The sequence below is a fragment of the Alkalibaculum bacchi genome, from assembly GCF_003317055.1.
In the GTDB taxonomy this organism is placed as follows: Bacteria; Bacillota; Clostridia; order Eubacteriales; family Alkalibacteraceae; genus Alkalibaculum; species Alkalibaculum bacchi.
Genome location: NZ_QNRX01000021.1, coordinates 1 through 26,264 on the forward strand (window position 1 = coordinate 1; position 26,264 = coordinate 26,264).

Consider the following 26,264-nt stretch of genomic DNA (forward strand, 5'->3'; position numbering starts at 1 on the left):
AATCTCGCTCGACTTGCATGTGTTAAGCACGCCGCCAGCGTTCGTCCTGAGCCAGGATCAAACTCTCTAAATAAATTGCTGGCTTGTTACATTTTATTACTTTAATGTTGCTTGTCCTAAAGACTCACAACTAATTTGCTTGGGTTTGTGTGCACTATTCTATTTTCAAATACCTTTAGAGTAATACTTTGCTTACAAGGAACGCAGTGACGCGGTAAGTAATTAGTATTACCTATGCCAGGCTTATCCAAGAAAACGAGCCTTAAGGCGAAGTTTGATTGGCTATAAACTACGGCTTTTTTTCAATATTCAGCTTGTCTCTCTCGAGTCAGCTTTTATATCTTACTTCATCTTGTTTCTTTTGTCAACTACTTTTTTAAAGTTCTTTTTCGTTGATCTTGTATTTCGTATTATACCCATGTTAAAGAAATATAAACATTTTTTATTACTTTTTCTCTTTAACTTAATCGCCTTATTATGTACCTCTTGGCGACTTGTTTTATTATACACAGGGTATTTCTTTTTTGCAAGGAGTTTTTTAAATATTTTTTCTCTTGTAGAAATTTTGTGCTTAATTGTTCGTTTGCATGCGCGTTCATACTACTGATAGCGGAATGCTGAAAGCTGACAACTGAACTCACCTCCCTAGTAGGTGAAATAACGTAATGACCAATGTGTACTTAGTACAGTTGAAAACAATCTTTTCATCTGCAACTTATCTATGGCCGTTCCGCATTCAGCTTTCCGCTTTCAGCCAAACACAAAATTACTATCTATTTATACAAAAGATAAGGCTTTATATTTACTTAAGAAATCAAATAACTTCTTCTTAATCTTCTCACAACCATCAGATAGATTAGACTCAATGTTTATTACCATTACTGGGTCGTGTAATGATAATCTCACTAAGCACCAGCCTTCTTCTTTTTCGCAATTTACTCTTACCCCTTCATAATTAGGAGTTTCTGCCGACCAGCCTTCTACAGTATTCATATAATCTCTAAAGTCCTCGAGAACTTGATTTCCATATGCTTTAAAATCTTGATCATTAATCTTGCCCCTAACTTCAATTGATTCTACTGGCTCCTCAAGACTTCCTATAAGGTCTTCTAGATCTTTTCCTTCTTTTCTTAATTCTGCAAATAGGATTAAGACTTTTGTCACTAAATAAGCTCCATCATCTAAAAAGTAATTTTCCTTTAATGCACAGTGACCACTTGTTTCTATAGCTAGATGAGCTTCTGTGCCTTCTTTATTTAAACGGATAGCTTCATTTATGACATTTTTATATCCTCTCATAAATCTGTGGTGCTTCCCACCCTTTGATTCAATGAATTTTTTCAAACCTACTGAAGTTACAGAATCCGTCACAATTGTGCTATTAGGAGAATCTTTTAAAACAATTGCTGACATTAAAGCAATTAAAGCATTTCTATTAATAGATTTTCCATTGCGATCTACTACTGCCGCTCTGTCTACATCTGTATCAAATATAATACCTAAATCAGCGTTACTATCTAAAACACCTTTGCAAATGGCATCCATTGCCTCTTGATTTTCTGGATTAGGTTGATGATTAGGAAAGTTCCCGTCAGGATTTAGATACAAACTTCCTTCTGTATCTGCGCCTAATGGCTGCAGCACTTTTTCAGCAAAAAATCCACCTGCACCATTACCAGCATCTACAATAATCTTACAATTTTCAAATGGCTTGTCTTCACCTGTAGATTCTTTAATTTTATTTACTAACGCTTCAGCATATTTACTGATAAAATCGAATTTTTCAACTCTTCCATTGTCTTCGTATTGAGGATTTTGAGTTTCTGCAATATCTAGAATTGCTTTAATATCCTTGCTGTCTGCCCCTCCGTCTTTTGTAAAGAACTTAAGTCCATTCCTATTAAAAGGAAGATGACTCGCTGTTATCATTATAGCTCCATCTGCATTAATCTCATCGTCTAAAGTACTCATAAACATAGCTGGAGTAGAAGCCATTTCGCAATTAAAGATCGTTGTGTTTTGTCCTTTCATGCCTTTAATAGCAGCCTGTACTAACGTCTCTCCTGATATTCTGCTATCCCTTCCAATAGCTAAAGATAATTCTTCTTTTCCAAATTTATTCTTCAACCATGCTTTAAAGGCATAGGCAATTTTCGAAACTGCTTCAGGTGTTAAGTTCACTTCTTCTCCAGGTACTCCTGCTACAGCAATACCTCTAACATCGGAACCATTTTGTAATTTTAATAGACTCACATTAACATCTCCTTATATAAAAAGTTGGGGCTGCTATTTATAGCGGCCCTAATTGTACACTCAAACTCTCTTTATGACTGCAATTCCTGTTTCATGTCCATTGATATTTTGTTTGTCTAATTCTTCATCTGTATAAGATATGCTAAGTCCTAGGGTTTCTTCTTTAATAATCTCTTCATATTTTTTAACCGCTTCTATTACTTCAACTTCACCGTTTACTTTAATATCAATATTATCCATGACTTCAAAGCCATTTGATTTTCTCAATTGTTGAATTTTAGAAATGACTTCGCGAACATACCCTTCTACTTTAAGTTCATCATCAATATTTGTATCAAGAATGACAAATATATTGTTTTCCATTTGAACATTAAAGCCTTCTTTAGATGAAATACGAACATCAATAAAGTCTTTTGACACTTCTAGTTCTTCGCCATCAATAGTTAGAACTACTTTTTCACCGCTTTCAAGTTTTGGCACTAGTTCATCTGCGCTGGCCTTAGATAAAGCTTTACCTAATAGTTTAACTTTAGCACCTAAAATAGGTCCAGCTACTTTAAAGTCTGGCTTTAAGCTAAAGTTTAGAAAGGTGCTCAAATCATCTTCAAAATCCACATCTTTTATATTGAGTTCTTCCATAATCAAAGGAACTAAATAATCGATGTTCTTTTTATATTTTCCATCGACGATGATTTTATGAAGAGGTTGTCTTACCTTAATTTGTGCTTCTTCTCTCGCTGCTCTACCTAAGCTTACAAGATTTCGAACTAATTCCATTCGATTTTCTAATTCTAAATCGATAATAGACTCATCACAAACAGGATAATCTGCAAGGTGAACAGATTCCTCACCAGTTAATTTCTGATATACTTCTTCAGATATATATGGGGCAAATGGAGCAATCAATTTGCTAATGCCAACTAACACTTCATAGGTTGTACCAAATACAGATTTTTTATCTTCAGTCATATCCTTAGCCCAGAATCTTCTTCGGTTTCTTCGGATATACCAATTAGACAAATCTTCATTGATGAAATCTTGGATTTTTCGAACAGCTTTTGTCAGGTCGAAAATATCCATTTCTCTTCTGACTTCTCTAATTAAGCTATTATATTTAGATAATAACCATCTGTCAATCTCTGGTCTATTTTTAACCTCTACAATAAAATCTTTAGGATTAAGATTATCTGTATTTGCGTACAAAGTAAAGAAATTATATACATTCTTCATGGTATTGAAGAATTTACTTTGTACTTCTTTTAATCCCTCAATATCAAATCGAGTAGGAGTCCATGCCGGAGATACATATAGCAAGTACCATCTTAGGGCATCTGCACCGTATTGATCAAAGAGTTGGAAAGGATCAACAGTATTTCCCCTAGACTTAGACATTTTTCTGCCTTCTGCATCTAGTATTAAATCATTAACTAATACTTTCTTGTATGGAGCAACCCCCATTACAAAAGTGGATATTGCTATTAAGGAATAGAACCACCCTCTAGTCTGATCAATACCTTCATTAATGAAGTCTGCCGGAAATTGAGATTCGAACTTTTCTTTGTTTTCAAATGGATAATGATATTGTGCAAATGGCATAGATCCAGAGTCAAACCAACAATCAATAACATCAGGTACTCTAGTCATAGTGCCTCCACATTTTGAGCAATGGAAGTGGACATCGTCTACATAGGGGCGATGTAATTCAATGCTCTCATCAATATCCTCTATGGCTTTCTCTACTAACTCTTTACGAGAACCAACAGATTCAAGATGACCACATTCACAACGCCAAATATTTAATGGCGTTCCCCAATATCTAGACCTTGAAATGGCCCAGTCGTTTAAATTTTCTAACCAGTTTCCAAAGCGTTTTTCTCCAACAAAATCTGGATACCACTCTACGCTATTGTTGTTTTCAATAAGTTTGTCTTTTAGTTTTGTTATTTCGATATACCAGCTTGGCTTCGCATAGTATATTAAAGGAGTTTTACATCTCCAGCAATGAGGATAATTATGAGCTACTTTTTCCTTTTTAAATAATTTGCCTTCTTCTTTTAGCCATTTAATAATGTCTAAATCTGCATCTATTACAAAAGTGCCTTTCCAAGGCGTATCTGTATACTTTCCTTCTTCATCCACTGGATTTAAAACAGGAAGATTGTACTTTCTACCAATTTGATAGTCATCTTCACCAAATGCAGGTGCAATGTGTACAATACCAGTTCCATCATCTGTGGTAACATAATCAGCTAGTGTAACAAAAAATGCTTTCTTATTTACTTGTAAAAATGGCATCAGCTGCTCATATTCTACATATTCTAGCTCAGAACCCTTGAATTCATCAACAATCTCAAAATCATCACCAAAAACTTTACCTGCAAGGGCTTTTGCAACAATAAAGGTATTATCTTGACTTTTAACCCTTACATAATCTGCTGTTGGATGAACTGCTAAAGCTACATTAGAAGCTAATGTCCAAGGAGTTGTAGTCCAAACAAGAAAATACTCGTCTGCATCTTTTCTCTTTATAGGAACAATAACGGTGTTGCTTTTGATTTCTTGATAACCTTGAGCTACTTCATGAGAAGCTAAGCCTGTCCCACATCTTGGACAGTATGGAAGAATCTTGTGTCCTTCATAGATATAATCTTCATTAAAGAACCTATTTAAAATCCACCATACACTTTCAATGTAATTATTATCAAGAGTGATATAAGGATTTTCTAAGTCTATGAAATATGCCATTCGCTCACTCATCTCACGCCATAACGCCTCGTAAGTGAATACAGACTCTTTACATGCTTTGTTAAACCCAGCAATTCCATACTCTTCAATTTCTTTTTTACTTGATATATTTAATTGTTTTTCTACTTCAATTTCTACTGGTAATCCGTGAGTATCCCATCCAGCCTTTCTCTCTACTCTATAACCTGTCATGGTTTTATATTTACATACCGAATCTTTTAAAGTTCGAGCTAAAACATGGTGGATTCCGGGCTTACCGTTAGCTGTTGGTGGTCCTTCGTAAAATACAAAATTCTCATTTCCCTCTCTATTATCGATACTCTTCTTTAAGATATCGATTTCGCTCCAAAAGTCTGATATTTTCTTTTCCGTATCAGCAATTGGTGAATTAGACAATTCTTTAAATACTGCCATTATTTTTTCCTCCTAATATCTATAATAAAGTGACTTTGTCGTATCTTGTAGCCAATCCATTTGTCTCGCCTATGCAAGAAGAACTGGATAATGCTCCTAGGTGGTAAGCTCATAAGGTGGTAAATAAAATTATTTATGCCAATATAGATAACAATTTTTCATCTAATGAACTGCCCCTCTAATCTTTTAAATTCAAATAACACAACAAAGGATAATTTTCTTCTATAATAAGTAAAAGCTCTCATTCTTATACTATAAGAACGAAAGCTTTTTTCGTGGTACCATCTTACTTTACATTGCGTAAATGTCTTGTTTTATTAACGGGTTGACCGTGATTTTTCAATCAAAACTCAAAGGTGATCTTCGTAATCGCTCCACTTATTAACCTTTCAACCTAGGATTAATTCTCTGTAAAGTTTCTGCAACTACTACTGTTCTCGTCATTGTTCTTATCTATATATAGTTGTACGGATTTATTTTACTCATAATAAATTATTGTGTCAAGGGTTTTGTGAAGGAGGCTTTTCTAATGGCTACATCCAACTTTTATTATTTACTATCTTTTCAATTTCTAAAGCTTTTTTCACAACCTCTTCTCTTACTTCTTCATTGTCTATTAAACTAACGCGATCGGAATTGTTATATTTAATGAAGTCTAGCAATGTACCTTTAATATTCGTAAGAAAATGTTGTGTTTCTGCTGTAACTCCTTCAAATTGATTGCTATAATGTCTAGAACCTCCAACAGAAAGGATTACTACAGGCTTTCTTTCTTTAAATATTGGATCTTTAATATGATACCAAGAATTGTATAGAACTTGATTTCGATCGATCATAATCTTTAATCTAGTAGTAACACTATTAAAATACAGAGGTGTAGCGAGAACAATCAAATCACTTTCTAGCATCCCTTGAATGATTTGGCTCATATCATCTTTAAAAATGCACTCACCCAAGTGATCTCTACAATACTCGCAAGCAGTGCAAATATTGATATCTAAATCTACAAGCCTTTTCTTTACTATTTCATTTTTAGAATCTAATCCCTCTAGAAAATAATCCAAAAGATGTTCTGTGTTTTTGTTTTTTCTATGACTAGACATCATTGCAAAAACTTTCATAATAATAACCCTCCAATACTTATTTTCTTTAGAATTCTTTAATTTTAGCCACACTATAATTTCTATTCATTTCATTATAATGGGTCTTACATCAATTATACTATATTCTATTAAATTAGTATAAATCATTATCTTTTCTTTTTATATCGTCTAGAAAACTTTTTTCATAAGTAGATCCAATGTTTTTTCTATCACATCTTCTTCTAAACCACTGTAAGTAAAAACTACGACGAGCTTATCTTTTTGAAACCCTTCTACTAATTCTAGATGGATATTTTGACTTTCCGCATCTTTTAGGATTTCACTTACCTCCTTGTTTGTAGTAATTTCAAACATCATATGAAGACCCGAATCGTGACCTAATATATTGATTTTATTTCTTGCGTTCTTTTTAATAAAATTTACTATGAGCTCATTTTTGCGATAGTAAATCTTTTTGATTTTCCTTAAGTGTTTTTTCAAATAACCTTCCTCCATAAATTGAGCTAAAGCTAGCTGCTCCATTTTGGAAGAAGATTGTGAAAATTGCCTTTTATAAGAAGTATACAATTCTAAAATAGACTGCGGTAAGATCATATAACTGATTCGGATGGACGGCAAAAGAATCTTAGAGAAAGAACCAAAATATATGACATGACCTGTACTATCTAAACCTTGAAGGGCAGGTATAGGTCTAGATTCATAACGAATGAGACAGTCGTAATCATCTTCCAAAATAAGCGCGTCTTTTTCTTTTGCCCAATTCAAAACTTCTAATCGCTTATCTATTGGCATTACAGAACCTGTAGGATACTGATGAGAAGGGCTTAAAAACACCATCTTTGCATTGGATTTTTTTAGTATATCAATATCAATACCTTCTTCAGATACTCCTATAGGAATGATGTTCATACTGTAATCCTCAAAAGTGCTCTTTGCATGAGTAAAACCGGGAGATTCCATAGCTACATTACGATATTTTGTCTTTAAGAGGGAGCAAAGAATACCGAGAAGGGATTGCATACCAGCACCAATAACAATTTGGCTTGATGTACAGTGAACCCCTCTGGTTTTTTGCACAAAACGACAAATATTCTCTCTTAAGACGAGTTCTCCTTGTTCATCTCCGCTTGTATACAGTTCATTTTCTTGCTCTAAAAGTACATTTCCATATATTCTTTTCCATACTTTTATATCAAAACTCTTTTTATCTACTCCATTATTAATATAATCCCTACTTTGAACAATTTGGTCTTGCTTAACTGATTTTTTTGTTTCAGGAAATAGATAATCTTTTATTTCCACTACATAATAACCGCTCTTAGGAACATTATTGACATACCCTTCTACTACTAATTGATTATACGCAGTTTCTATTGTGGTTTTACTCACATTGATATCCGCAGATAATTCTCGGATGGAGGGCAATTTCTCGCCTTTTTGAAGATTGCGATTTATGATTTCTTCTTTAAAGTGATTGTATATCTGTATGTATATAGGTTCTCTATTACTATAATCTAATATCATTTGATCCATATTTTCACCATCTGTCCTTATTAAAATATTAATTTCTGTATATTTTCAAGAGGTTATATATTATGTATTATAGTAAAAAAGGTGGGGAAAGGAAAGATATTATGAATAACAATATAAGAAAATTAACTTATACTTCTTTAATGATTGCATTGGTTTTTATATGCACCGTAGTTATCGCCATTCCAAGTCCATTAGGTGGCTATATTAATCTAGGAGATGCAGCCATTTATATAAGCTCATACTTTTTAGGACCAGCATTAGGTTTTTTAGTAGGAGGCTTTGGTTCAATGATGGGGGATTTATATTTAGGTTATGTACCTTATATGATCGGTACTTTTGTCATTAAAGGTACTATGGGAATAGTATCTGGTTACTTATTTAAAAAAGATAAATTCCTATTAGGCATTCTTTTCGGTCTAATAATTATGGTGTTAGGGTACTATGTATTTGAGATTCTTCTACTACAAAATGTACTCTCTCCATTGGTGAATATACCTTTCAATGGAATACAAGGTTCTATTGGTTCCTTAGTAGGCTATACTCTCATTCAAGCTATAAAAAAGAGTAAGCTTGTTGCAAGTATTTAAATGGTTGGACGGGAAAACAATATAAGAATAAGAGAATAAGTTGAAATTTAAAAGTCTCCAACTTCAATGAAATTGGAGACTTTTTTCTTCACGATGTAACTTCTTGTCAGATATATGTTTGTCAGATATATAAATGTATATCTGATTTATCCCTTGTTAGGAAAACTCTACTTTTTAACACGAACTACTGCTTTAGTCATCCTGGGTGCTCGCGAAGGATCTTTGACCCAAGAGGAACACGAATTTCTGATAGCTGATTGCTGGCTGCTAATGCGCCACAGACGCTCTTCTTGTTAAAACTCTGCATTTCCTACTGTTCTTGGGAATGGTAGAACGTCTCGAATGTTTTCCATGCCTGTCATATACATAATTGCTCTTTCAAAGCCAAGTCCAAAACCCGCATGTTTTACACCACCATACTTTCTAAGTTCTAAATACCACCAATAATCTTCAGAGTTTAATCCTACTGCGCTCATTCGTTCTAGTAGTATATCATGCCTCTCTTCTCTTTGACTTCCCCCTATGATTTCACCTACACCAGGTACAAGTAAGTCCATAGCTGCTACTGTTTTTTCGTCATCATTAAGGCGCATGTAAAAAGCTTTGATGTCTTTTGGATAATCTGTTACGAATACAGGCTTTTTATAAACCTCTTCTGCAATATAGCGCTCGTGTTCTGTCTGTAAATCCATTCCCCATGAAACCGGGTATTGGAACTCTTTTTTAGCCTTTGTTAATATGTCGATTGCCTCTGTATAGGTAATATGTGCAAAATCAGAGTTTACGATATTATTTAATTTATCTAATAATCCCTTATTGATAAAGCTATTAAAGAAATTCATTTCTTCTGCTGCATTGACAAGTAAATAATTAATTACATATTTAATCATGTCTTCTGCAAGTTCCATATCGTCATTTAAGTCTGCAAAAGCGATTTCAGGTTCGATCATCCAAAATTCTGCAGCATGTCGAGCTGTATTTGAATTTTCCGCTCTAAAAGTAGGGCCAAAGGTATAAACCTTTTGAAAAGCTAAGGCAAAAGCTTCTGCTTCTAATTGGCCACTAACAGTTAAATTAGTGGCTTTATCAAAGAAATCTTTGCTAAAATCAATATCTCCTCTTTCATTTTTAGGAGGATTCTTTAAATCTAGAGTAGTGACATGAAACATTTCTCCTGCGCCTTCTGCATCACTAGCCGTTATAATAGGCGTGTGGGTGTAGACAAAATCTCGCTCCTGAAAAAATTGATGTACAGCATAAGCAACCAAACTACGAACTCGGAAGACAGCTGAAAAGGTATTGCTTCTAGGTCTTAAATGAGCAATCGTTCTTAAATACTCTAAAGTATGCCTTTTCTTTTGTAAAGGATAACTAGAGTCTGCACTTGCCTCTATTTTGATCTCATCAGCCTTTATCTCGAAGGCCTGCTTGCTATCTGGAGTGAGTATAAACTTACCCCTTACTGTAATTGCCGTAGCTATAGTAAGTTTACTGATTTGAGAAAAATTATCTATATCTTCTTCATACACTACTTGAACTCCCTTAAAGTAAGTGCCATCATTGACTTCAATAAAGCCAAAATGCTTTGATCCTCTATTTGTTCGAATCCATCCATTGATGATGATATCCTTGTCTGAAAAATTTTCGGTATTTTGATATAACTGCTTTATACTTGTCTTCATGTATCCCTCTCCACTATTAGAATTTATTTATACTCTAAAATGGCCTAATAAATAACTACAGCCATGTAAGAGCTAATAAGCATCTCTTTCATTGATTATTTTACACCTTAGACATTACATTTAACACTTTAAAAAGTATTGTACTTTATTTATAGCCATTATTATTCATTATTTGCCAAATATTTTGTATAATACCTAGTATACCTTTACAAAATGAACCTGTCTACTTCAGCAAAATAAAGCGCTACAAACTTTTTTGTCAGTTCAAAAGGTACTTTTAATATACTAAAAGAACATTCAATTATATCAATGAGGTGAACAAATGATTTTTGCTAATGCATCAATGAAATCTACAAAGGAGAATTTTCTAGCCATTATAGATTCTAATAAAGTCGTTAAATTAGAGAGTTTGATGAAATCTTGCCCTAAAGACATGATTTCCTTTATAGAAAAATACAATTCCAAACTGCAAGAGGAAATTCACAAAATTTTAAAAGATAAAAATATTCCTACTATAGCTAGAGAAGATATAGTACTTTTATCTCCTATTCCTTATCCAAGAAGGAATGTGTTTTGCCTTGGAAAAAATTATATAGAACATGCTAATGAAATAAAATCCATACCTGGTGGAGACAATATGGTTCCAAAAGAGCCTATCTATTTCACGAAATTAGCTTATCCCTGTATGGGACCAGAAGATATAATACTCAGTCACAAATCCTTTACAAATCAGCTAGATTACGAAGTTGAGCTCACAATCATCATAGGAAAAAAGGGCACAAATATTGTTAAAGAAGAGGCTGAAGACTATATTTTTGGCTACACCATTGGAAACGACTTTTCTGTAAGAGATATACAAAAAAAGCATATACAGTGGTTTAAAGGAAAGAGCATGGATACTTGTTGTTCCATAGGTCCTTATATTGTTTCTAAAGAGGATATTCCATTTCCACCCTCATTAGATATTTCGTGCAGTATAAATGGGGAAGTGAGACAAAATTCTAATACCTCTAAATTAATCTTTGATATTCCTACTATCATCCATGATCTATCAAAAGGGCTTACTTTATACCCAGGAGATATCATTATGACTGGTACTCCTGCAGGTGTTGGTTTAGGATTTGATCCGCCGAGAACATTGGAAGCTGGAGATGTAGTAGAATGTAAGATTGAAAAAATTGGCACTCTTAGAAATTACATTGAAAAATAGTAGAAGACTTTGAGGACAATTTCTGCTCAAAGTAATCTTTTCGTGTATCGCTTGAGATGGAGGTTGGATAGCATCCGTCAAAACAAGCGCTGTGATAGCGCTTGTTTCCAATTATGATTGAGAGCTCCTCTACCCGCAAATATTCGAGCGTATCCGCGCGGATGATTTCAACAATTTTCTCCGCCTAATATTTATATGCAATCAGATGTTCTCTTGAATATCCGTTCCGTCATTCCCACTCCACCGTCGCCGGCGGTTTTGATGTGATATCATAAACAACCCGTGTAATTTGCTCTATTTCATTGGTTATTCTTGAACTTGCACTTTCAAGCAATTCATACGGAAGCCATGTCCATTCGGCAGTCATAAAATCATCTGTGGTAACTGCACGAAGGGCAACCGTATATCCGTAGGTTCTAGCATCTCCCTTTACACCAACGCTATGAAGGTCTGTCAGAACTGCAAAATACTGGTTTGTCATCTCTTCTGACGAATGCTTGGCGATTTCCTCGCAGAAGATGGCGTCTGCCTCTCTGAGCTGATCTAATTTTTCCTTTGTGATTTCACCAATAACCCTTACAGCAAGACCAGGACCGGGAAAGGGCTGTCTGTATACAAGTTCTTTCGGCAATCCGAGTTTATTGCCGACCTCTCTTACCTCATCCTTAAATAAATCTGCAAGGGGCTCAACAATACTATCAAAGGAAATAACATCAGGAAGACCGCCTACATTATGATGACTTTTAATCGTAGCAGAATCACCCTTGCCGCTTTCCACCACATCGGGATAAATTGTTCCTTGGGCAAGAACATTGATTTTGCCAAGCTTTTTTGCTTCTTCTTCAAATACTCTGATAAATTCTTCGCCAATAATTTTTCGCTTTTGTTCCGGCTCTGTTATGCCGGCCAGCTTTTCTAAAAAACGACTCTCTGCATTTACACGGATAAAGTTCATTCCAAATCTGCCCTTGAAGGTGTTTTCTACGAAATCGCCCTCATTTTTACGTAATAATCCGTGATCCACGAATACACAAGTCAAATCCTCGCCGATAGCCTTATAAAGTAAGGTGGCTGCTACCGAGGAATCCACGCCTCCGGAAAGAGCCAGTAACACCTTCTTTCCGGCAAGCTCTGTCTTGTATTTCTCGACAGCCTTATCAATGAAATGATCCATTTTCCAGTTGCCGCTGCAGCCGCATATTCTAAAAAGAAAATTATACAGCATAACCTTGCCATATTGTGTATGAGTGACCTCCGGATGAAATTGTACACCGTATAAGCGGCGTTTTTCATCGCTCATGGCGGCACAGGGGCATTTAGCAGTTCGAGCAATAACAGAAAACCCAACAGGAGCTTCCTTGATGTAATCCGTGTGGCTCATCCAGCAGATACTGTTTTTCGGAATATCTTTTAACAAAGGACTTTCTGAAACTGTAACCGAGGTTTTTCCGTATTCACTTGAGTTTTCTGCACTGTAAATTTTACCCCCCTCCATATATGCCATCAACTGATTGCCGTAGCAAATACCTAAAATCGGAATACCGAGATTTAAAATGTCAGGATCATAATGGGGAGACGCATTATCATATACGCTATTGGGTCCGCCGGTAAAAATAATACCTTTGTAGCTGATTTTACATATTTCTTCTACCGTGATCTTATTGTACGGCTTAATTTCTGCATACACATGATGCTCACGAACCCTTCGGGCAATCAGTTGATTATATTGACCGCCAAAATCCAAAACAAGGATTTTTTCCTGCACAATTTTCCACCTACCTTTATAATATTATAATGTGATTTGCGCCGTATCTCTGTCAATATCCGAAATCAGGAGCTTTATCTCCGAATTAAAGCGTTCAACCTGTTCGGCACATCTTCCAATGTACTTTTTAGGCTCCAGAAGTTCTTTCATTTCAGCTTCGGAAAGACCAAATTCTTTCTCGTCACTTAATAATTTGAGGAGATTGCACTCGCCGCCGTTTTTCATTTCCGCTGTAGCTTCCATAGAGCATTTGCGAATAATTTCATGAATCTGCTGACGGTCGCCGCCACGCTTTACCGCCTCCATCATCAGATTTTCGGTTGCAATAAAGGGCAGATATTCGCTCACTGTTTTTTCAACGATTTTCTCATTTACATGAAGTCCATCCGTTACATTTTGAGCCAAACGGAGAACAGCGTCGGCACATAAGAAGCCTTCCGGCATAGATATACGTCTGTTTGCCGAATCGTCAAGAGTTCTTTCTAACCATTGAACGGAGGCTGTCATTGCTGCATTTGAAGCGTTTGCTACTAAATATCTCGCAAGAGAGCAGATTCTCTCACAGCGCATGGGATTTCGTTTATATGCCATAGCAGAGGATCCTATTTGATTTTTTTCGAAGGGTTCTTCTATCTGTCTGTCATGCTGGAGCAATCTGATGTCATTTGCCATTCGGTAACAGCTTTGCGCTATTGAGGAAAGACAGTTCAAAATTCGGCTATCCAATTTTCGTGGATAGGTCTGTGAGCAAACAGCGAAGCATTTGTCAAAGCCAAAATCATTGGCAATCAAGCCATTCATTTTATCTATTTTTTCGGTATCACCATCAAAAAGTTCTAAGAAACTCGCCTCGGTTCCCGTGGTTCCCCGGCAACCGAGAAATTTCATATTACCCAGCACAAAATCGATTTCTTCAAGATCGCTCAGATAATCCTGCATCCAAAGAGTAGCCCGCTTACCGACGGTGACAAGCTGTGCAGGTTGATAATGTGTATAGCCAAGTGTGGGCATATTTTTATATTTTTCGGCAAAGTCTGAAAGGTTTGCTAAAACCTTCAAAAGCTCTGAACGCAAATAACGTAGAGCATCTCTATAAATAATTAAATCAGCATTATCGGTAACATAGCAACTGGTGGCACCTAAATGAATAATTCCAGAGGCAATAGGGGCAGCTATCCCATACGCATAAACATGAGCCATTACATCGTGGCGGACTTCCTCTTCACGGTTCTTTACACATTGATAGTCAATGTCTTCAATATGGGTTTCCAGTGCAGACACCTGTTCTTCAGAAATCGCCAAGCCCATCTGCTTTTCAGCTTTTGCCAAGGATGCCCAGAGCTTACGCCAGGTTTGATACCGTGTATCGGAAGAAAACAGCTTCAGCATAAACTCAGAGGCGTATCGGGAAGATAATGGTGATTCATATTGGTTCGACATAAATTTAGTTCTCCTTTGTCTTAATGATAATACTATCTCTTTCAGGGCCCACAGAAACATATGTTATAGGGCATCCGATAGATTTTTCAATAAATAGTACATACTCCTGTGCTGCCCTCGGGAGTCTCTCCCATTCACGGACTTTAGATATATCACACATCCAGCCGTCAAGATATTCAATGACCGGCTTTGCGTTTTTTAGTGCAGACGGAAACGGAAAACGGTTTATCCTTTCTCCGTTGAGAGTGTATGCAGTGCATACTGGAATTTTATCCATATTGCTGAGTATATCTAACTTCGTCAGTGCGATTTCAGTGGCTGCCTGTACCTCAATACCGTAGGAGGTTGCTACTATATCAAGTGCGCCGACTCTTCGAGGTCTACCTGTTTTTGCTCCGTACTCGCCTCCTGCATTACGAAGCCTCTCTGCTTCCTCTCCGAACATTTCGCAGACGAAGGGCCCTTCACCAACACAGGTAGAATACGCTTTTACAACACCGAGGATTCTGTCAATTTTAGCACCAGGAAAACCGGAACCAATGGGCGCATACGCCGCTATTGTGTTGGAAGAGGTAGTATATGGGTGTATACCATAATCCAAATCCCGAAGCGATCCGAGCTGCGCTTCAAACAGTATTTTCTTGCAATCCTTGGCAGCATTTTTCAAAAAAGCACTGGTGTCACAGATAAAGGGCTTGATTTTTTCACAATACGCCGTTATCCATTCGTCTAACATCTGCTCGGTGTACGGTCTTGCACCGTATACTTTTGTAAGCGTTAGATTTTTCCATTCCATAAGATCAATCAGATGCTCTTTCAATTCCTTTGCATAGAAAAGCTCACCCGCAAGTACGGTTTTCTTCTGATATTTGTCCGAATAAAACGGAGCAATACCTTGCTTGGTAGAGCCATACATTTTGTCCTTGAGCCGCTGTTCCTCCAGTTCATCCATTTCTCTATGCCACGGAAGTAGAAGAGAAGCTCTGTCACTGATTTTTAGATTGTTTCTGTTGATCGTTACGCCTTTATCAGCCACTCGACATATTTCAAGCCACAGATTTTCGGGATCAAGCGCCACACCGTTGCCCAAAACATTTACAACACCATCTCTAAAAATGCCAGACGGAAGAAGATTTAGAGCAAACTTGCCTTTATCATTAATGACCGTATGACCAGCATTGCCACCACCCTGATATCTTACAACAACATCATAGTCTTCGGTTAACAGGTCTACCATTCGACCTTTTCCTTCATCTCCCCAGTTGATACCGACTATTGCACAATTTGACATTATATATCCTCCCTTATATGCCCACAAAGCTTTTTCATTACCTCAGCGTAGGCCTCTTCCGTTCCTCCGAGATCACGGCGGAATCTATCCTTATCTAATTTTTCTTTTGTCTTGCTGTCCCAAAGGCGACAAGTATCGGGGCTGATTTCATCAGCGAGAATAATAGTGCCGTCGGATAGTTTTCCGAATTCAATTTTAAAATCCACCAGAATAACGCCACAGCTCGCCCAAAATGCTTTCAGATATTTATTTACAGCAAAGGCATATTTCTTTACGATTTTAATTTCTTCCTTACTACAAAGTCCCAAAGCAATAGCGTGGTAGCTATTCAGAAGAGGATCACCGAGTTCATCGTTTTTATAAGAGAACTCAATGGTAGGTGTTTCAAAAGTGATGCCTTCTTCTACACCGTATCTTTTTGAAAACGAACCTGCTGAAATATTTCTTATAATAATCTCTAACGGAAGTATGGTTACTTTCTTTACCACCGTTTCACGGTCGTTGATTTCCTCGACAAAATGTGTCGGAACGCCGTTCTTTTCTAAGCGTTGCATAAGAAGATTGCTCATTTTGTTATTGATGATTCCTTTGCCAGAAATACTTCCTTTTTTCAGACCGTTAAAAGCGGTGGCATCGTCCTTATAGGAGACAATTAAAAGTTCTAGATTGTCGGTTTCAAAAACCTTCTTGGCTTTTCCTTCATACATAAGTTTTCGTTTTTCCATACTGTACCTCTTTCTGTTTATTTTCCGCCACCACCGTAGCTCGCTAAAAATCGGCATATGAATTGTCTATATCGCGGCCTTCTCGTGTTTTGTTGGGTATCCAGCTGGATGTAGCCCATAATAGCCAGACGGTGAAAGCAGATTCATTCAGGTATCCGTTGAAAACAAGATTGTCGAAACTTTCTGATATATTTTTCTTCTCTTTTGATTCAAAAAAGATAAAAAGGCGCCTTTCAACATAAATTGAAAGACGCCTTTGCCTTTATGAAAGACATTATACACTATGAAAAAAACTTTATCAACCCCTATTTACGAGACGAACTTAGACTGGCGAGCTGGTTAGCTAAAAGGAGATTATTTTACTTTTACAATGAGTTTTCATGGGATTGCTTTACATTTTATTCAATAAAATGTAAATAATCTTAGATATATGGTATAATTATATGTTATTAAATACCACTAGCTTTAATTACAAGCGAATGTATGTGGCAATTAAAAGAAAGGGGTATCGTTATGAAGTATTCAAAGGAAGAGGTAATACAGTATGTCAATGAGGATGATGTAAAGTTCATCCGATTGGCGTTCTGCGATGTTTTCGGAAAACAAAAAAATATTTCTATTATGCCACGGGAACTGGCCCGTGCTTTTGAATACGGAATTGCTTTCGACGCCTCGTCTGTCGAAGGCTATGGGGACGAAACCCATTCTGATCTTTTACTTAAGCCAGATAGTGAAACCTTGACGCTTCTGCCTTGGCGCCCTGAACACGGAAAGGTTGTCCGTATGTTCAGCAATGTCATCTATCCTTCTGGAAAGATTTCTGAATGTGATACGCGTAATCTTTTGAAGAAGGCTATCAAAGATGCAGCAGACGCTGGAATTTCATTCTTCTTTGGTGCTGAACAGGAATTTTATCTCTTCAATTTAGACCAAAACGGCAAACCTACAGATGTTCCTTACGATGAAGCCGGATATATGGATATTGCACCAGAGGATAAAGGTGAAAATATTCGCCGTGAAATTTGTCTGACACTTGAGCAAATGGGTATCCGTCCAGAAAGCTCCCATCACGAGGAAGGTCCTGGACAAAATGAAATTGATTTTCGTTATTCCGATCCCCTTACAGCAGCTGACAATGTTATGACATTTCAAACAGTTGTTAAGACCATAGCTCATCAAAACGGTCTCCACGCCGATTTTTCTCCTAAACCACTGAAAGATCAACCAGGAAACGGATTCCATATCAATATGTCCGTTAAATCCGTTGATGGTTCAGATAATCTGCCCTTTGTAATTGCAGGAGTGTTGGATAAAGCAGTGGAGATGACTGCCTTTCTTAACCCAACGCCGGACTCTTATATGCGTTTTGGAAACAACAAAGCGCCCAAATACATCTCATGGTCAAACGAAAACAGAAGCCCGCTTGTCCGAATTCCAGCAGCGGTCGGCGAATATCGAAGAGCAGAATTGCGTTCTCCCGATCCTACTGCTAACCCCTATCTTGCTTTTACCTTGATAATTTATGTAGGGCTCTATGGTATCAAAAATCAGCTTAAATTGCCGAGGGCTTCCGATTTTAATCTTTTCAAAGCAAGCGCTGAAACTTTTGATAAATTTCAGCAGTTACCAGACACTCTTGAGGCAGCGCGCACTCTTGCAGATCAAAGCGAATTTATCAACGAGCATATACCCAAGGCTATTTTGGAAATTTACTGCAATAAATAATCATACTTTATGAGGAAGGAGGGGAGCATATGAGTTTGAAAGAACAAGTTTACAGCTTACTTCTGGTGTCTTGTTCGGAAAGCTTCAACACTGCAATTGCTGGAATGTTCCCAACTTCACAGTATCAGCCGGTGCGCATTGCAACAAGCGTTAGCGAAGCCAAGAGATATATTGCTACCAGGGATTTTGATTTTGTAATTATCAACTCTCCTTTGCCTGATGAGTCTGGCACTCGCTTTGCTATTGACTGCTGTCGTTCTCAAACCACGGTCGTTCTCATACTTGTTAAAAATGATGTTCATTCCGAAGTTCATGACAAAGTTGCGGAGCATGGTGTGTTTACCTTACCTAAGCCAACCTCCCGTACGACAATGATTCAGGGATTGAACTGGATGTCCAGTGCCAGAGAAAGACTTAGAAAGCTTGAACAGAAAACACTTTCCATTGACAAACGTATGGAAGAAATCCGCATTATCAACCGTGCAAAATTTTTACTTATCAGCAAACTTAAAATGACTGAGCCAGATGCGCATCATTACTTAGAAAGAAGTGCTATGAATAATTGTATTTCAAAAAAAGAGGCAGCTCAGAATATTATAAAAATGTATTCTTGATTATTATTTTTTTACTTTCATGTCAATAATCTTTATTTTATGAACAAATTCTTCAATTTCATCCATAGTAGGAGCTTTTGTTCCTTCTTTGGATACAGCTAGTACAGAGGCTGAAACGCCATAAGCAAAGGATTCTTTCATACTATATCCACTACTTAAATACCCAATCATTGCACCTAATAAGCTGTCACCTGCTCCTACTGTACTCTTTGCTTCTACCGTTGGTACTTTTGCCTGTAAAAACAGGTCCTTACCGATTAATAATGCTCCTTCGGAGCCCATAGAAAGGCAAATATATTCTACATTATTTGAGATTAATTCATTACAGTAATCAACTATTTCATCAAAATGATCAAAAGGTTTCTCTGATAAACTTTCAAGCTCTTCTACATTAGGTTTAATTAAAAAAACACTAGATTTTAGCGCCTCTTTAAGCAAAGGACCTTTAGAATCTAAAATAACCTTTGCTCCTACCTGAAGAGCTATTTCACAAAGCTGGTAGTAAATATTTTGTGGAATTCCCTTTGGTGCACTACCACTTAAAACGACAGTATCTCCATCTTTTACAATCTCCCTATATCCATCTATAAATCTGTTTAATTCTTCAAGGGAAATCTCATCGCCCTGTTCGTTAAGATCTGTAGTTTTGCCTGTTGAACTTTCTATCATTTTTGTATTCGTTCTTGTATTGGCTTTTACAGGTGTAAATTTGTATTGAATACCTGCATCCGATAAATGCTGTTCTAATATCTTTCCATCCATTCCACCAGTAAATCCTAAAGATATATATGAACATGAAAAACTGTTCAAAACCTTTGAGACATTGATCCCCTTACCTCCTGGATCAAGAATCGTTTTATCAATAATATTCACTTGACCATGATGATAATTTTTTAAATAAATTGTCTTATCTATTGCTGGATTTAGTGTTACTGTGATAATCAATAGAGTAGCCCCTTTCATATAATATTGATCTTATACTTATTTAACTTTTTGCTAATTACTTCAATAGGTTTACCTTCCGTTATGATTCCATCTACATGATCAATAGAATCAAATTTGTAGATACCATCATAATTGAATTTCTTATTTTCCATTACTAAATATACTTCTTTTGCACATTGGATAAAGGCACTTTTAGTATTCCCATCTTCTACATTAAATGTAGTAATGCTTTTCGCATCTAGATCTACTCCACAACTTCCAATAAATACTTTTTGTACATTATATTTTTTGATAGAATTAATGGTTTCACTTCCTACAAATCCACCAGCTTGTCTAAAATACATTCCACCAGGTGAAATGACTGTAGCTTTTGTACTCTTTGATAAAATATAAAGAATATCGATACTATTGGATAGGACTGTTATTTCTAAATCAGACTCTTTAATCATCTCTGCAAGGATAAGATTAATCGAGGATATATCTAATAAAATTGTTTCCCTCTCATTTAACATCTTAAGAGCTTTTGTGGCAATCCTTCTTTTATCAAGACTATCTGTTTGATTCCTTTCACCTACATCCTGAAATTTGGGGATTTTCTTTTTCAACATTCCACCGCCATATATACGCTCCATAACCCCTTGTTTTTCTAAGATTTTTAAATCTTTGCGAATAGCATCTTCTGATAATTCAAATCGCTTGCTTAAATCTTTTACTTTGACTTTTCCTTCTTCATGTAATAATTGGATAATCATATCTAATCTCTCTTGTGCAAACATAAAAATCTCCTATTTTCTTATACTAAATATAATTATAAACACTTTTCACGAAAAATCAATAATAAACTATTGAAAAGTAATAAAAAATAATATACAATAATAAAAAACAATACTTAGAGGTGATGGTATGAATATTAGCAAACGAATTAAGATTTTAAAAGACAACTTACTCAATCCTACTAGAGAAATATCTTTAGAAAGAGCTACATTATATACAGAAAGTTATAAGCAAACTGCAGGTATGCCTAGTGTTCTAAGAAGAGCACATGCTACGAAACATATATTGGAAAATGTAGAAATTAAAATCGATTCTTATGAGCTTATTGTAGGCGATCGAACAATAAGACCAAGAAGTGGTATTGCATCCCCAGAAATGTCACCTTATTGGATTTTAGAAGAGATCGATACTATGTATTCTCGCCCTCAAGACAAATTTATATTTAATGAAGAAGATAAAGTAAAATTCAAAGAGGAATTGTTCCCTTATTGGGATGGTAAATCTCTAAAGAACTATGTAGATGAAAAAATGTCTGACGACGTGAAAACCTCAATTAAAGATGGCATTGTAAAAATCAATCAAACGGACAAAGGTCAAGGACATATTATTCCAAACTTCAGTAAAGTTTTATACAATGGTATAGATGCTATAATTGATGAAGCAAAAAGCTCATTAAATAAGGATCAGAGCAATGATTTTCTTAAGGCAGCAGTAATAACATTAGAGGCGTTGCAATCATATATTATTCGCTATGCAAATCTTGCAGAAGAATTATATGTGAATGAAAAAGATGAAATGCGTAAAAGTGAATTAGCAACGATTCGTGATATTTGCCAAAAAGTTGCTCACGAAAAACCCCATTCATTTTATGAGGCTCTTCAATTGTTCTGGCTTGTAAATCTAGCCCTACAATTTGAATCCAATGCAAGCTCTATTTCATCTGGTCGATTTGATCAATATATGATTTCTTTTTACCGACAATCTTTAGCCGATGGAGTAGATGAAGCATTTTGTAGAGAGCTCTTGAGATGTCTATGGTTAAAGATGAACGATGTGGTTTTACTTCGTAGCGAAGATAGTGCAAAATACTTTGCTGGTTTCCCAACAGGATATACGATTATTTTAGGTGGTGTAGATGCTAATGGACGAGATGCTACCAATGAATTAAGTTATATCGTATTAGAAACTTTTGGAGATATCCGTTTACCTCAGCCAAATTTAGGTGTACGAATTCATGAAAAATCACCTGTCGAATTTATGATGAAGTCAGCAGAAACCATCCGATTAGGTACAGGTATACCACAAATTTTTAATGACGAAGTTATTATACCTGGATACCTTAACAGAGGTGTTTCTTTAGAAGATGCTAGAGATTATGCTGTAGTAGGATGTGTTGAGCTTTCTTTACCAGGAAAAACGTATGGTTTACACGATATCGCTTTATTTAACCTACTTAAAGTACTTGAAGTAACTCTAGATAGACATATAGATACGATTGATTCTTTTGATCAACTAATAGAAGAAATTAAAAAGACTATTAGAGAATATGTTGTGTACATGGTTGAAGGATCCAATATATGTGACGAAGCACATGGTGAATTAGCACCTACACCACTATTATCTTGTTTTATTGATGATTGCATAATGAATGGCAGTGATGTATCTACTGGAGGAGCTGTTTATAATTTTTCAGGTGTTCAAGGTATCGGCATCGGTAATTTAAGCGACTCTTTATATGTCATAAAAAAAGCAGTCTTTGAAGATCAATCTATAAGCATAAAAGAGCTTCAATCTATTTTAAAAGAAGATTATGAAGATAATGAAATTTTAAGGCAAAGATTTATCAATAAATACGATAAATATGGAAATGATATAGATGAAGTAGATTATCTTGGTAGCGATATTCTTTCATTCTACTGTATGGAAGTTGAAAAATATGACAATGTTCGGGGAGGTATATTTCAACCAGGCTCCTACACCGTATCTGCCCATATCCCCCTTGGAGAATCCGTTGGCGCAACTCCAGATGGAAGACATTCAAAAGAACAATTAGCTGATGGTGGTTTGTCACCTATGGTAGGTCGAGATAAAAATGGTCCTACTTCTGTATTAAAAAGTGTAAGTAAATTAGACAATTATCTTACCACTAATGGTAGTTTGTTAAATGTAAAGTTTAGTCCTTCCGTATTAGAGGGAGAAGCTGGATTACGTAAATTTGTCAACTATTTAAAAGCTTTTATGAGATTAAAAATACAGCATATTCAGTTCAATATCGTATCTGCTGACACTTTACGTGAAGCACAAAAAAATCCTCACGATTACAAAGATTTAGTTATACGAGTAGCTGGTTACAGTGCTATATTTGTAGAACTCAATGAGGCAATACAGAATGATATTATCAGTCGTACAGAACACGGTATATAAGGGGTGATGATTATTAAGGCTTTAATATTTAATATACAGCGGTATAGTATTCATGATGGAGAAGGAATCCGTACTATTATCTTTTTTAAAGGCTGCCCTCTTCGCTGCCCATGGTGCGCTAATCCTGAATCACAAAGTGCCCAAAAAGAAATTATGCGTAAAGAATCTTTGTGTATTTCATGTGTTAGTAAAAATGCAGCTAGTTGTAAGGAGACGCCAGAGTTTTGTCCAACCAATGCTTTAGAATGGGTTGGACAAGAGATGACCATAGATGAGGTAGTAGAGGAAGTAAAAAAAGATATGGTATTCTATGATACAAGTGGTGGTGGCGTAACTCTTTCAGGAGGAGAAGTTTTGCTTCAAGGAGAGTTTGCATTAGAGTTGTTAAAAAAATTAAAATCACTTGGTATTCATACAGCCATAGAAACTAGCGGTCATGGTAGCTGGAAAATATTAGACCAACTTAGCGATTTTCTTGATGAAATTCTCTTTGATCTTAAAATTATGGATGATAAAGATTTTAAAGATATTATTAAGGGAGACGGTAGTTTAGTAAAGAGTAATTTTTCTAAACTAGCAGCTAAAGGAGCTAATGTTATCCCCAGAGTGCCTTTAATTCCTACCTTTACTGCAAAAGAAGACAATCTCCTCCAGATTATTGATTTCTTAAAGGTGTGCGAAATAAATTATGTTCACCTATTGCCCTTTCACCAATATGGAAGTTCTAAATACAAGGGCACTGGAAGAGAATACAGCCTAGAAAATTTAAGATTATTATCTCAACAAGAAATTAATCATGCAAAAGACCTATTTGTAACCAATGGATTTAAAGTTCAAATTGGGGGATAAATAAAGTTTTGCCACATTAATGTTGCACCCTTTTATACACCCAAAAGCCTTGATAAATCAAGGCTTTTGTAGTATCCTTTCATTGTATAAATGATACAACAAATACAATGATTGTTGCATAAATCTATAAAGTATTAGTGAGGTGTTGTATCATAAATAAGCAAATTGATAGCAGAGTTGAAAAGTTATTGCAAATACTCTTCTCTAAAGAAGATGGTGCTATTACAATTAATCAACTAGCTAGTAAATTAAGTGTTTCAAATCGAACTGTGAGAAATGATTTAGATAAATTAGAAACCTATCTTAACACTCTTCAGGGCGAAATAAAAATCATCAAAAAACCACGTATTGGTATTTGGTTTGAATACGATGAACAAGGCAGACAAAGTTTAGAAAAGCTAGTCAATTATCGAAGCATCTATCTTGAGCCTTATTCTAGTGAAGAAAGACAGAGATTTATTATAAAAAAATTAATTCAATCCTTTCATCCAGTATCTTTACAATCCCTTGCAGATAATTTAATTGTAAGCAGGGTCACAATCAGCAAAGACTTGGAAACGGTTGATAAAAGATTAGAAAAATACAATCTATCCTTAGTCAAAAAAAAGAATCAGGGGATCTCTATTGATGGCGATGAAAAAAACTGGAGAAAAGCTGCTAGTGATTTAATCGCCCAAATAAAAGAAGAACAAGAATTAAAAGATATCTTAATGAAATCCGACGATCCTATAGGTAATAATAGATTAAATATTCAAGACACCAACAATATAAAAGACTTAATTCCTCAAATTGAGTTAACAAAAATTGAAAAAATTATTACGGAAGCAGAAAGTCAGCTTTCCTCTCCACTTTCAGACGAGGCTTTTACTGGGCTAGTCATCCACATAGCCATAAGCATAGAAAGACTAAAGCAAAAAAAAGATATCAAAATGCCATCAAATAATCTTGAGGATATTAAGAAAAATAAGGAATACCCTGTAGCAGCATGGATTGGAATGAGATTAGAAAAAGAAATACACATAAAAATTCCTGAATCTGAAATAGCTTATATCGCCCTTCATATTATAGGAGCTAAACCTATGGAGGTAATTGATATAGGAAATAATAAAGAGTCCATTCTAAATGACATAGACTCTTCTATACTTGACGCAACAAAAGAAATTATTGGTTTAGTAGCAAATATTCTTTCTGTTCCCTTAAGTGATGACAAAAGTTTACTGATTGGTTTGAGTTTACATTTAAAAACAGCTGTTAATCGGCTAAAGTATGGACTTTCTTTAAGAAATCCCTTATTAGATCAGATAAAAGAAAAATATCCTAGTGTCTTTGGTGCTTCTTGGGCTACTAGCATTATCTTTGAAAGACGTTTTAATATTCAAATAACAGAAGAAGAAATTGGTTATATCGCCATTCATATAGGTGCTGCTCTTGAAAGAAGTAAATCAAATTATCGTGCTATTGTTGTTTGCTCTACTGGTGTAGGAACCTCTCAATTAGTTGTGTCTCGATTAAAAAATCGAATTAAGAACATTGAAATTATAGGTGTGAGCTCCTTACATGAGCTGGCAAGTTATGAGCAAAATAAATATGATATCATCATAAGCACGATTCCTATTCCTGAAAAAGATAAGCCAGTAGTTTCTATCAGTGTATTCGTAGATGAAAATGATATTTCGTTAATTCTTCAAAAAATAAATGATTTGAGTAGTGAGAAACGGGATAATAATAAGTATAGTATCTCTTCACTATTAAATAAAAAGTTAATCTTTTTACAGGAATCTTTCTCCTCAAGGATAGAAGTGATTAAAGAGATAGGAGATATGCTCAATAAAGAGGGATATGTTACCGAAGAATTTACAATATCTGCTCTATCGAGAGAAAAATTAACATCTACAGCCGTTGGAAATGGTGTTGCTATACCACATGGAAAAGATACTTACGTTAATAGGCCAATTATTGCAGTAATAATCTTAAATGAGCCCATTGATTGGGGAGGATATCCTGTAGATATTATTTTCTATCTAGCTTTGCATTTTGAAAGTAGCAAAGAAACAAAAAACTTTTTTAAAAAATTCCATGGATTAGTAGATAATCAAAATCAGCTTATTACAATAAGAAATACAAAAAATATTGATGTATTGTACCAGATATTAATAGATTTATAAAAAATTTTAAGGGGAATAGA

Annotated in this window: 18 protein-coding genes, 1 rRNA gene and 1 other annotated feature; of the genes, 7 read left to right on the forward strand and 12 right to left on the reverse strand. The window is 35.5% G+C overall.

What is annotated here, in order from left to right; translation table 11 throughout:
* From DES36_RS12780 to pdxR, 5 genes are all read right to left on the reverse strand, one after another.
* Positions 1-73: ribosomal RNA gene (locus DES36_RS12780) — 16S ribosomal RNA — on the reverse strand; the annotation flags it as partial.
* A 704-nt stretch (positions 74-777) separates the two neighbouring features.
* Positions 778-2,253, reverse strand: coding sequence for a phosphohexomutase domain-containing protein (locus DES36_RS12785; protein WP_113921603.1), 1,476 nt, complete (start codon positions 2,251-2,253; stop codon positions 778-780).
* Positions 2,254-2,313: 60 nt separating this feature from the next.
* Positions 2,314-5,412, reverse strand: coding sequence for an isoleucine--tRNA ligase (gene ileS, locus DES36_RS12790; protein WP_113921604.1), 3,099 nt, complete (start codon positions 5,410-5,412; stop codon positions 2,314-2,316).
* A gap of 253 nt (positions 5,413-5,665) precedes the next feature.
* Positions 5,666-5,865: a binding site (T-box leader), on the reverse strand.
* Positions 5,866-5,945: 80 nt separating this feature from the next.
* A complete protein-coding gene (locus DES36_RS12795) occupies positions 5,946-6,533 on the reverse strand; it encodes a flavodoxin family protein (RefSeq protein ID WP_113921605.1) in 588 nt (195 codons plus the stop codon).
* A 150-nt stretch (positions 6,534-6,683) separates the two neighbouring features.
* Positions 6,684-8,048, reverse strand: coding sequence for a MocR-like pyridoxine biosynthesis transcription factor PdxR (gene pdxR, locus DES36_RS12800; protein ID WP_113921606.1), 1,365 nt, complete (start codon positions 8,046-8,048; stop codon positions 6,684-6,686).
* A 62-nt stretch (positions 8,049-8,110) separates the two neighbouring features.
* On the opposite strand from pdxR, the gene DES36_RS12805 reads away from it, so the two are divergent.
* On the forward strand, positions 8,111-8,635 hold the full coding sequence (locus DES36_RS12805) for an ECF transporter S component (RefSeq protein WP_113921607.1): 525 nt from the start codon (positions 8,111-8,113) through the stop codon (positions 8,633-8,635).
* Between the two features lie 293 nt (positions 8,636-8,928).
* On the opposite strand, the gene asnS is transcribed toward DES36_RS12805, so the two are convergent.
* Positions 8,929-10,317 (reverse strand): asparagine--tRNA ligase, encoded by a 1,389-nt coding sequence (gene asnS, locus DES36_RS12810; protein WP_113921608.1) that lies wholly within the window; start codon positions 10,315-10,317, stop codon positions 8,929-8,931.
* Between the two features lie 322 nt (positions 10,318-10,639).
* On the opposite strand from asnS, the gene DES36_RS12815 reads away from it, so the two are divergent.
* Positions 10,640-11,527: a fumarylacetoacetate hydrolase family protein gene (locus tag DES36_RS12815; protein ID WP_187387084.1), complete on the forward strand. Its 888-nt coding sequence runs from the start codon at positions 10,640-10,642 to the stop codon at positions 11,525-11,527.
* A gap of 229 nt (positions 11,528-11,756) precedes the next feature.
* Here the strand turns inward: DES36_RS12815 and guaA are convergent, their stop codons facing one another.
* Genes guaA through purC form a run of 4 tightly spaced genes read right to left on the reverse strand, consistent with a single transcriptional unit; the run spans position 11,757 to position 16,748 of the window.
* Positions 11,757-13,295: a glutamine-hydrolyzing GMP synthase gene (gene guaA / locus DES36_RS12820; protein WP_113921609.1), complete on the reverse strand. Its 1,539-nt coding sequence runs from the start codon at positions 13,293-13,295 to the stop codon at positions 11,757-11,759.
* Between the two features lie 21 nt (positions 13,296-13,316).
* Complete coding sequence (purB, locus tag DES36_RS12825; protein ID WP_113921610.1) at positions 13,317-14,732, reverse strand: adenylosuccinate lyase; 1,416 nt, start codon at positions 14,730-14,732, stop codon at positions 13,317-13,319.
* A gap of 4 nt (positions 14,733-14,736) precedes the next feature.
* The gene (locus DES36_RS12830; protein ID WP_113921611.1) at positions 14,737-16,023 is read right to left on the reverse strand and encodes an adenylosuccinate synthase; all 1,287 of its coding nucleotides are present in this window, start codon (positions 16,021-16,023) and stop codon (positions 14,737-14,739) included.
* Positions 16,023-16,748 (reverse strand): phosphoribosylaminoimidazolesuccinocarboxamide synthase, encoded by a 726-nt coding sequence (gene purC / locus DES36_RS12835; RefSeq protein ID WP_113921612.1) that lies wholly within the window; start codon positions 16,746-16,748, stop codon positions 16,023-16,025. The genes DES36_RS12830 and purC overlap by 1 nt, the downstream gene beginning before the upstream one ends.
* Positions 16,749-17,261: 513 nt before the next feature.
* Here purC and DES36_RS12840 point away from each other — a divergent pair.
* On the forward strand, positions 17,262-18,473 hold the full coding sequence (locus tag DES36_RS12840) for a glutamine synthetase family protein (RefSeq protein WP_113921613.1): 1,212 nt from the start codon (positions 17,262-17,264) through the stop codon (positions 18,471-18,473).
* 29 nt (positions 18,474-18,502) lie between these two features.
* Positions 18,503-19,087 carry an ANTAR domain-containing response regulator gene (locus tag DES36_RS12845; RefSeq protein ID WP_113921614.1) on the forward strand — a complete coding sequence of 195 codons (585 nt, stop codon included), beginning with the start codon at positions 18,503-18,505 and terminating at the stop codon, positions 19,085-19,087.
* Positions 19,088-19,090: 3 nt separating this feature from the next.
* Here DES36_RS12845 and pfkB read toward each other — a convergent pair whose 3' ends face one another.
* The gene (pfkB, locus tag DES36_RS12850; RefSeq protein WP_170128307.1) at positions 19,091-20,032 is read right to left on the reverse strand and encodes a 1-phosphofructokinase; all 942 of its coding nucleotides are present in this window, start codon (positions 20,030-20,032) and stop codon (positions 19,091-19,093) included.
* A 14-nt stretch (positions 20,033-20,046) separates the two neighbouring features.
* Positions 20,047-20,808, reverse strand: coding sequence for a DeoR/GlpR family DNA-binding transcription regulator (locus DES36_RS12855; RefSeq protein ID WP_113921616.1), 762 nt, complete (start codon positions 20,806-20,808; stop codon positions 20,047-20,049).
* 127 nt (positions 20,809-20,935) lie between these two features.
* On the opposite strand from DES36_RS12855, the gene DES36_RS12860 reads away from it, so the two are divergent.
* The 3 genes from DES36_RS12860 (at position 20,936) to DES36_RS12870 (ending at position 26,244) form a co-directional block, all read left to right on the forward strand.
* On the forward strand, positions 20,936-23,230 hold the full coding sequence (locus DES36_RS12860) for a formate C-acetyltransferase (RefSeq protein WP_113921617.1): 2,295 nt from the start codon (positions 20,936-20,938) through the stop codon (positions 23,228-23,230).
* 6 nt (positions 23,231-23,236) lie between these two features.
* Positions 23,237-24,079 (forward strand): [formate-C-acetyltransferase]-activating enzyme, encoded by an 843-nt coding sequence (locus tag DES36_RS12865; RefSeq protein ID WP_242981772.1) that lies wholly within the window; start codon positions 23,237-23,239, stop codon positions 24,077-24,079.
* A 137-nt stretch (positions 24,080-24,216) separates the two neighbouring features.
* On the forward strand, positions 24,217-26,244 hold the full coding sequence (locus DES36_RS12870) for a BglG family transcription antiterminator (protein WP_242981773.1): 2,028 nt from the start codon (positions 24,217-24,219) through the stop codon (positions 26,242-26,244).
* Positions 26,245-26,264 lie beyond the last annotated feature (20 nt).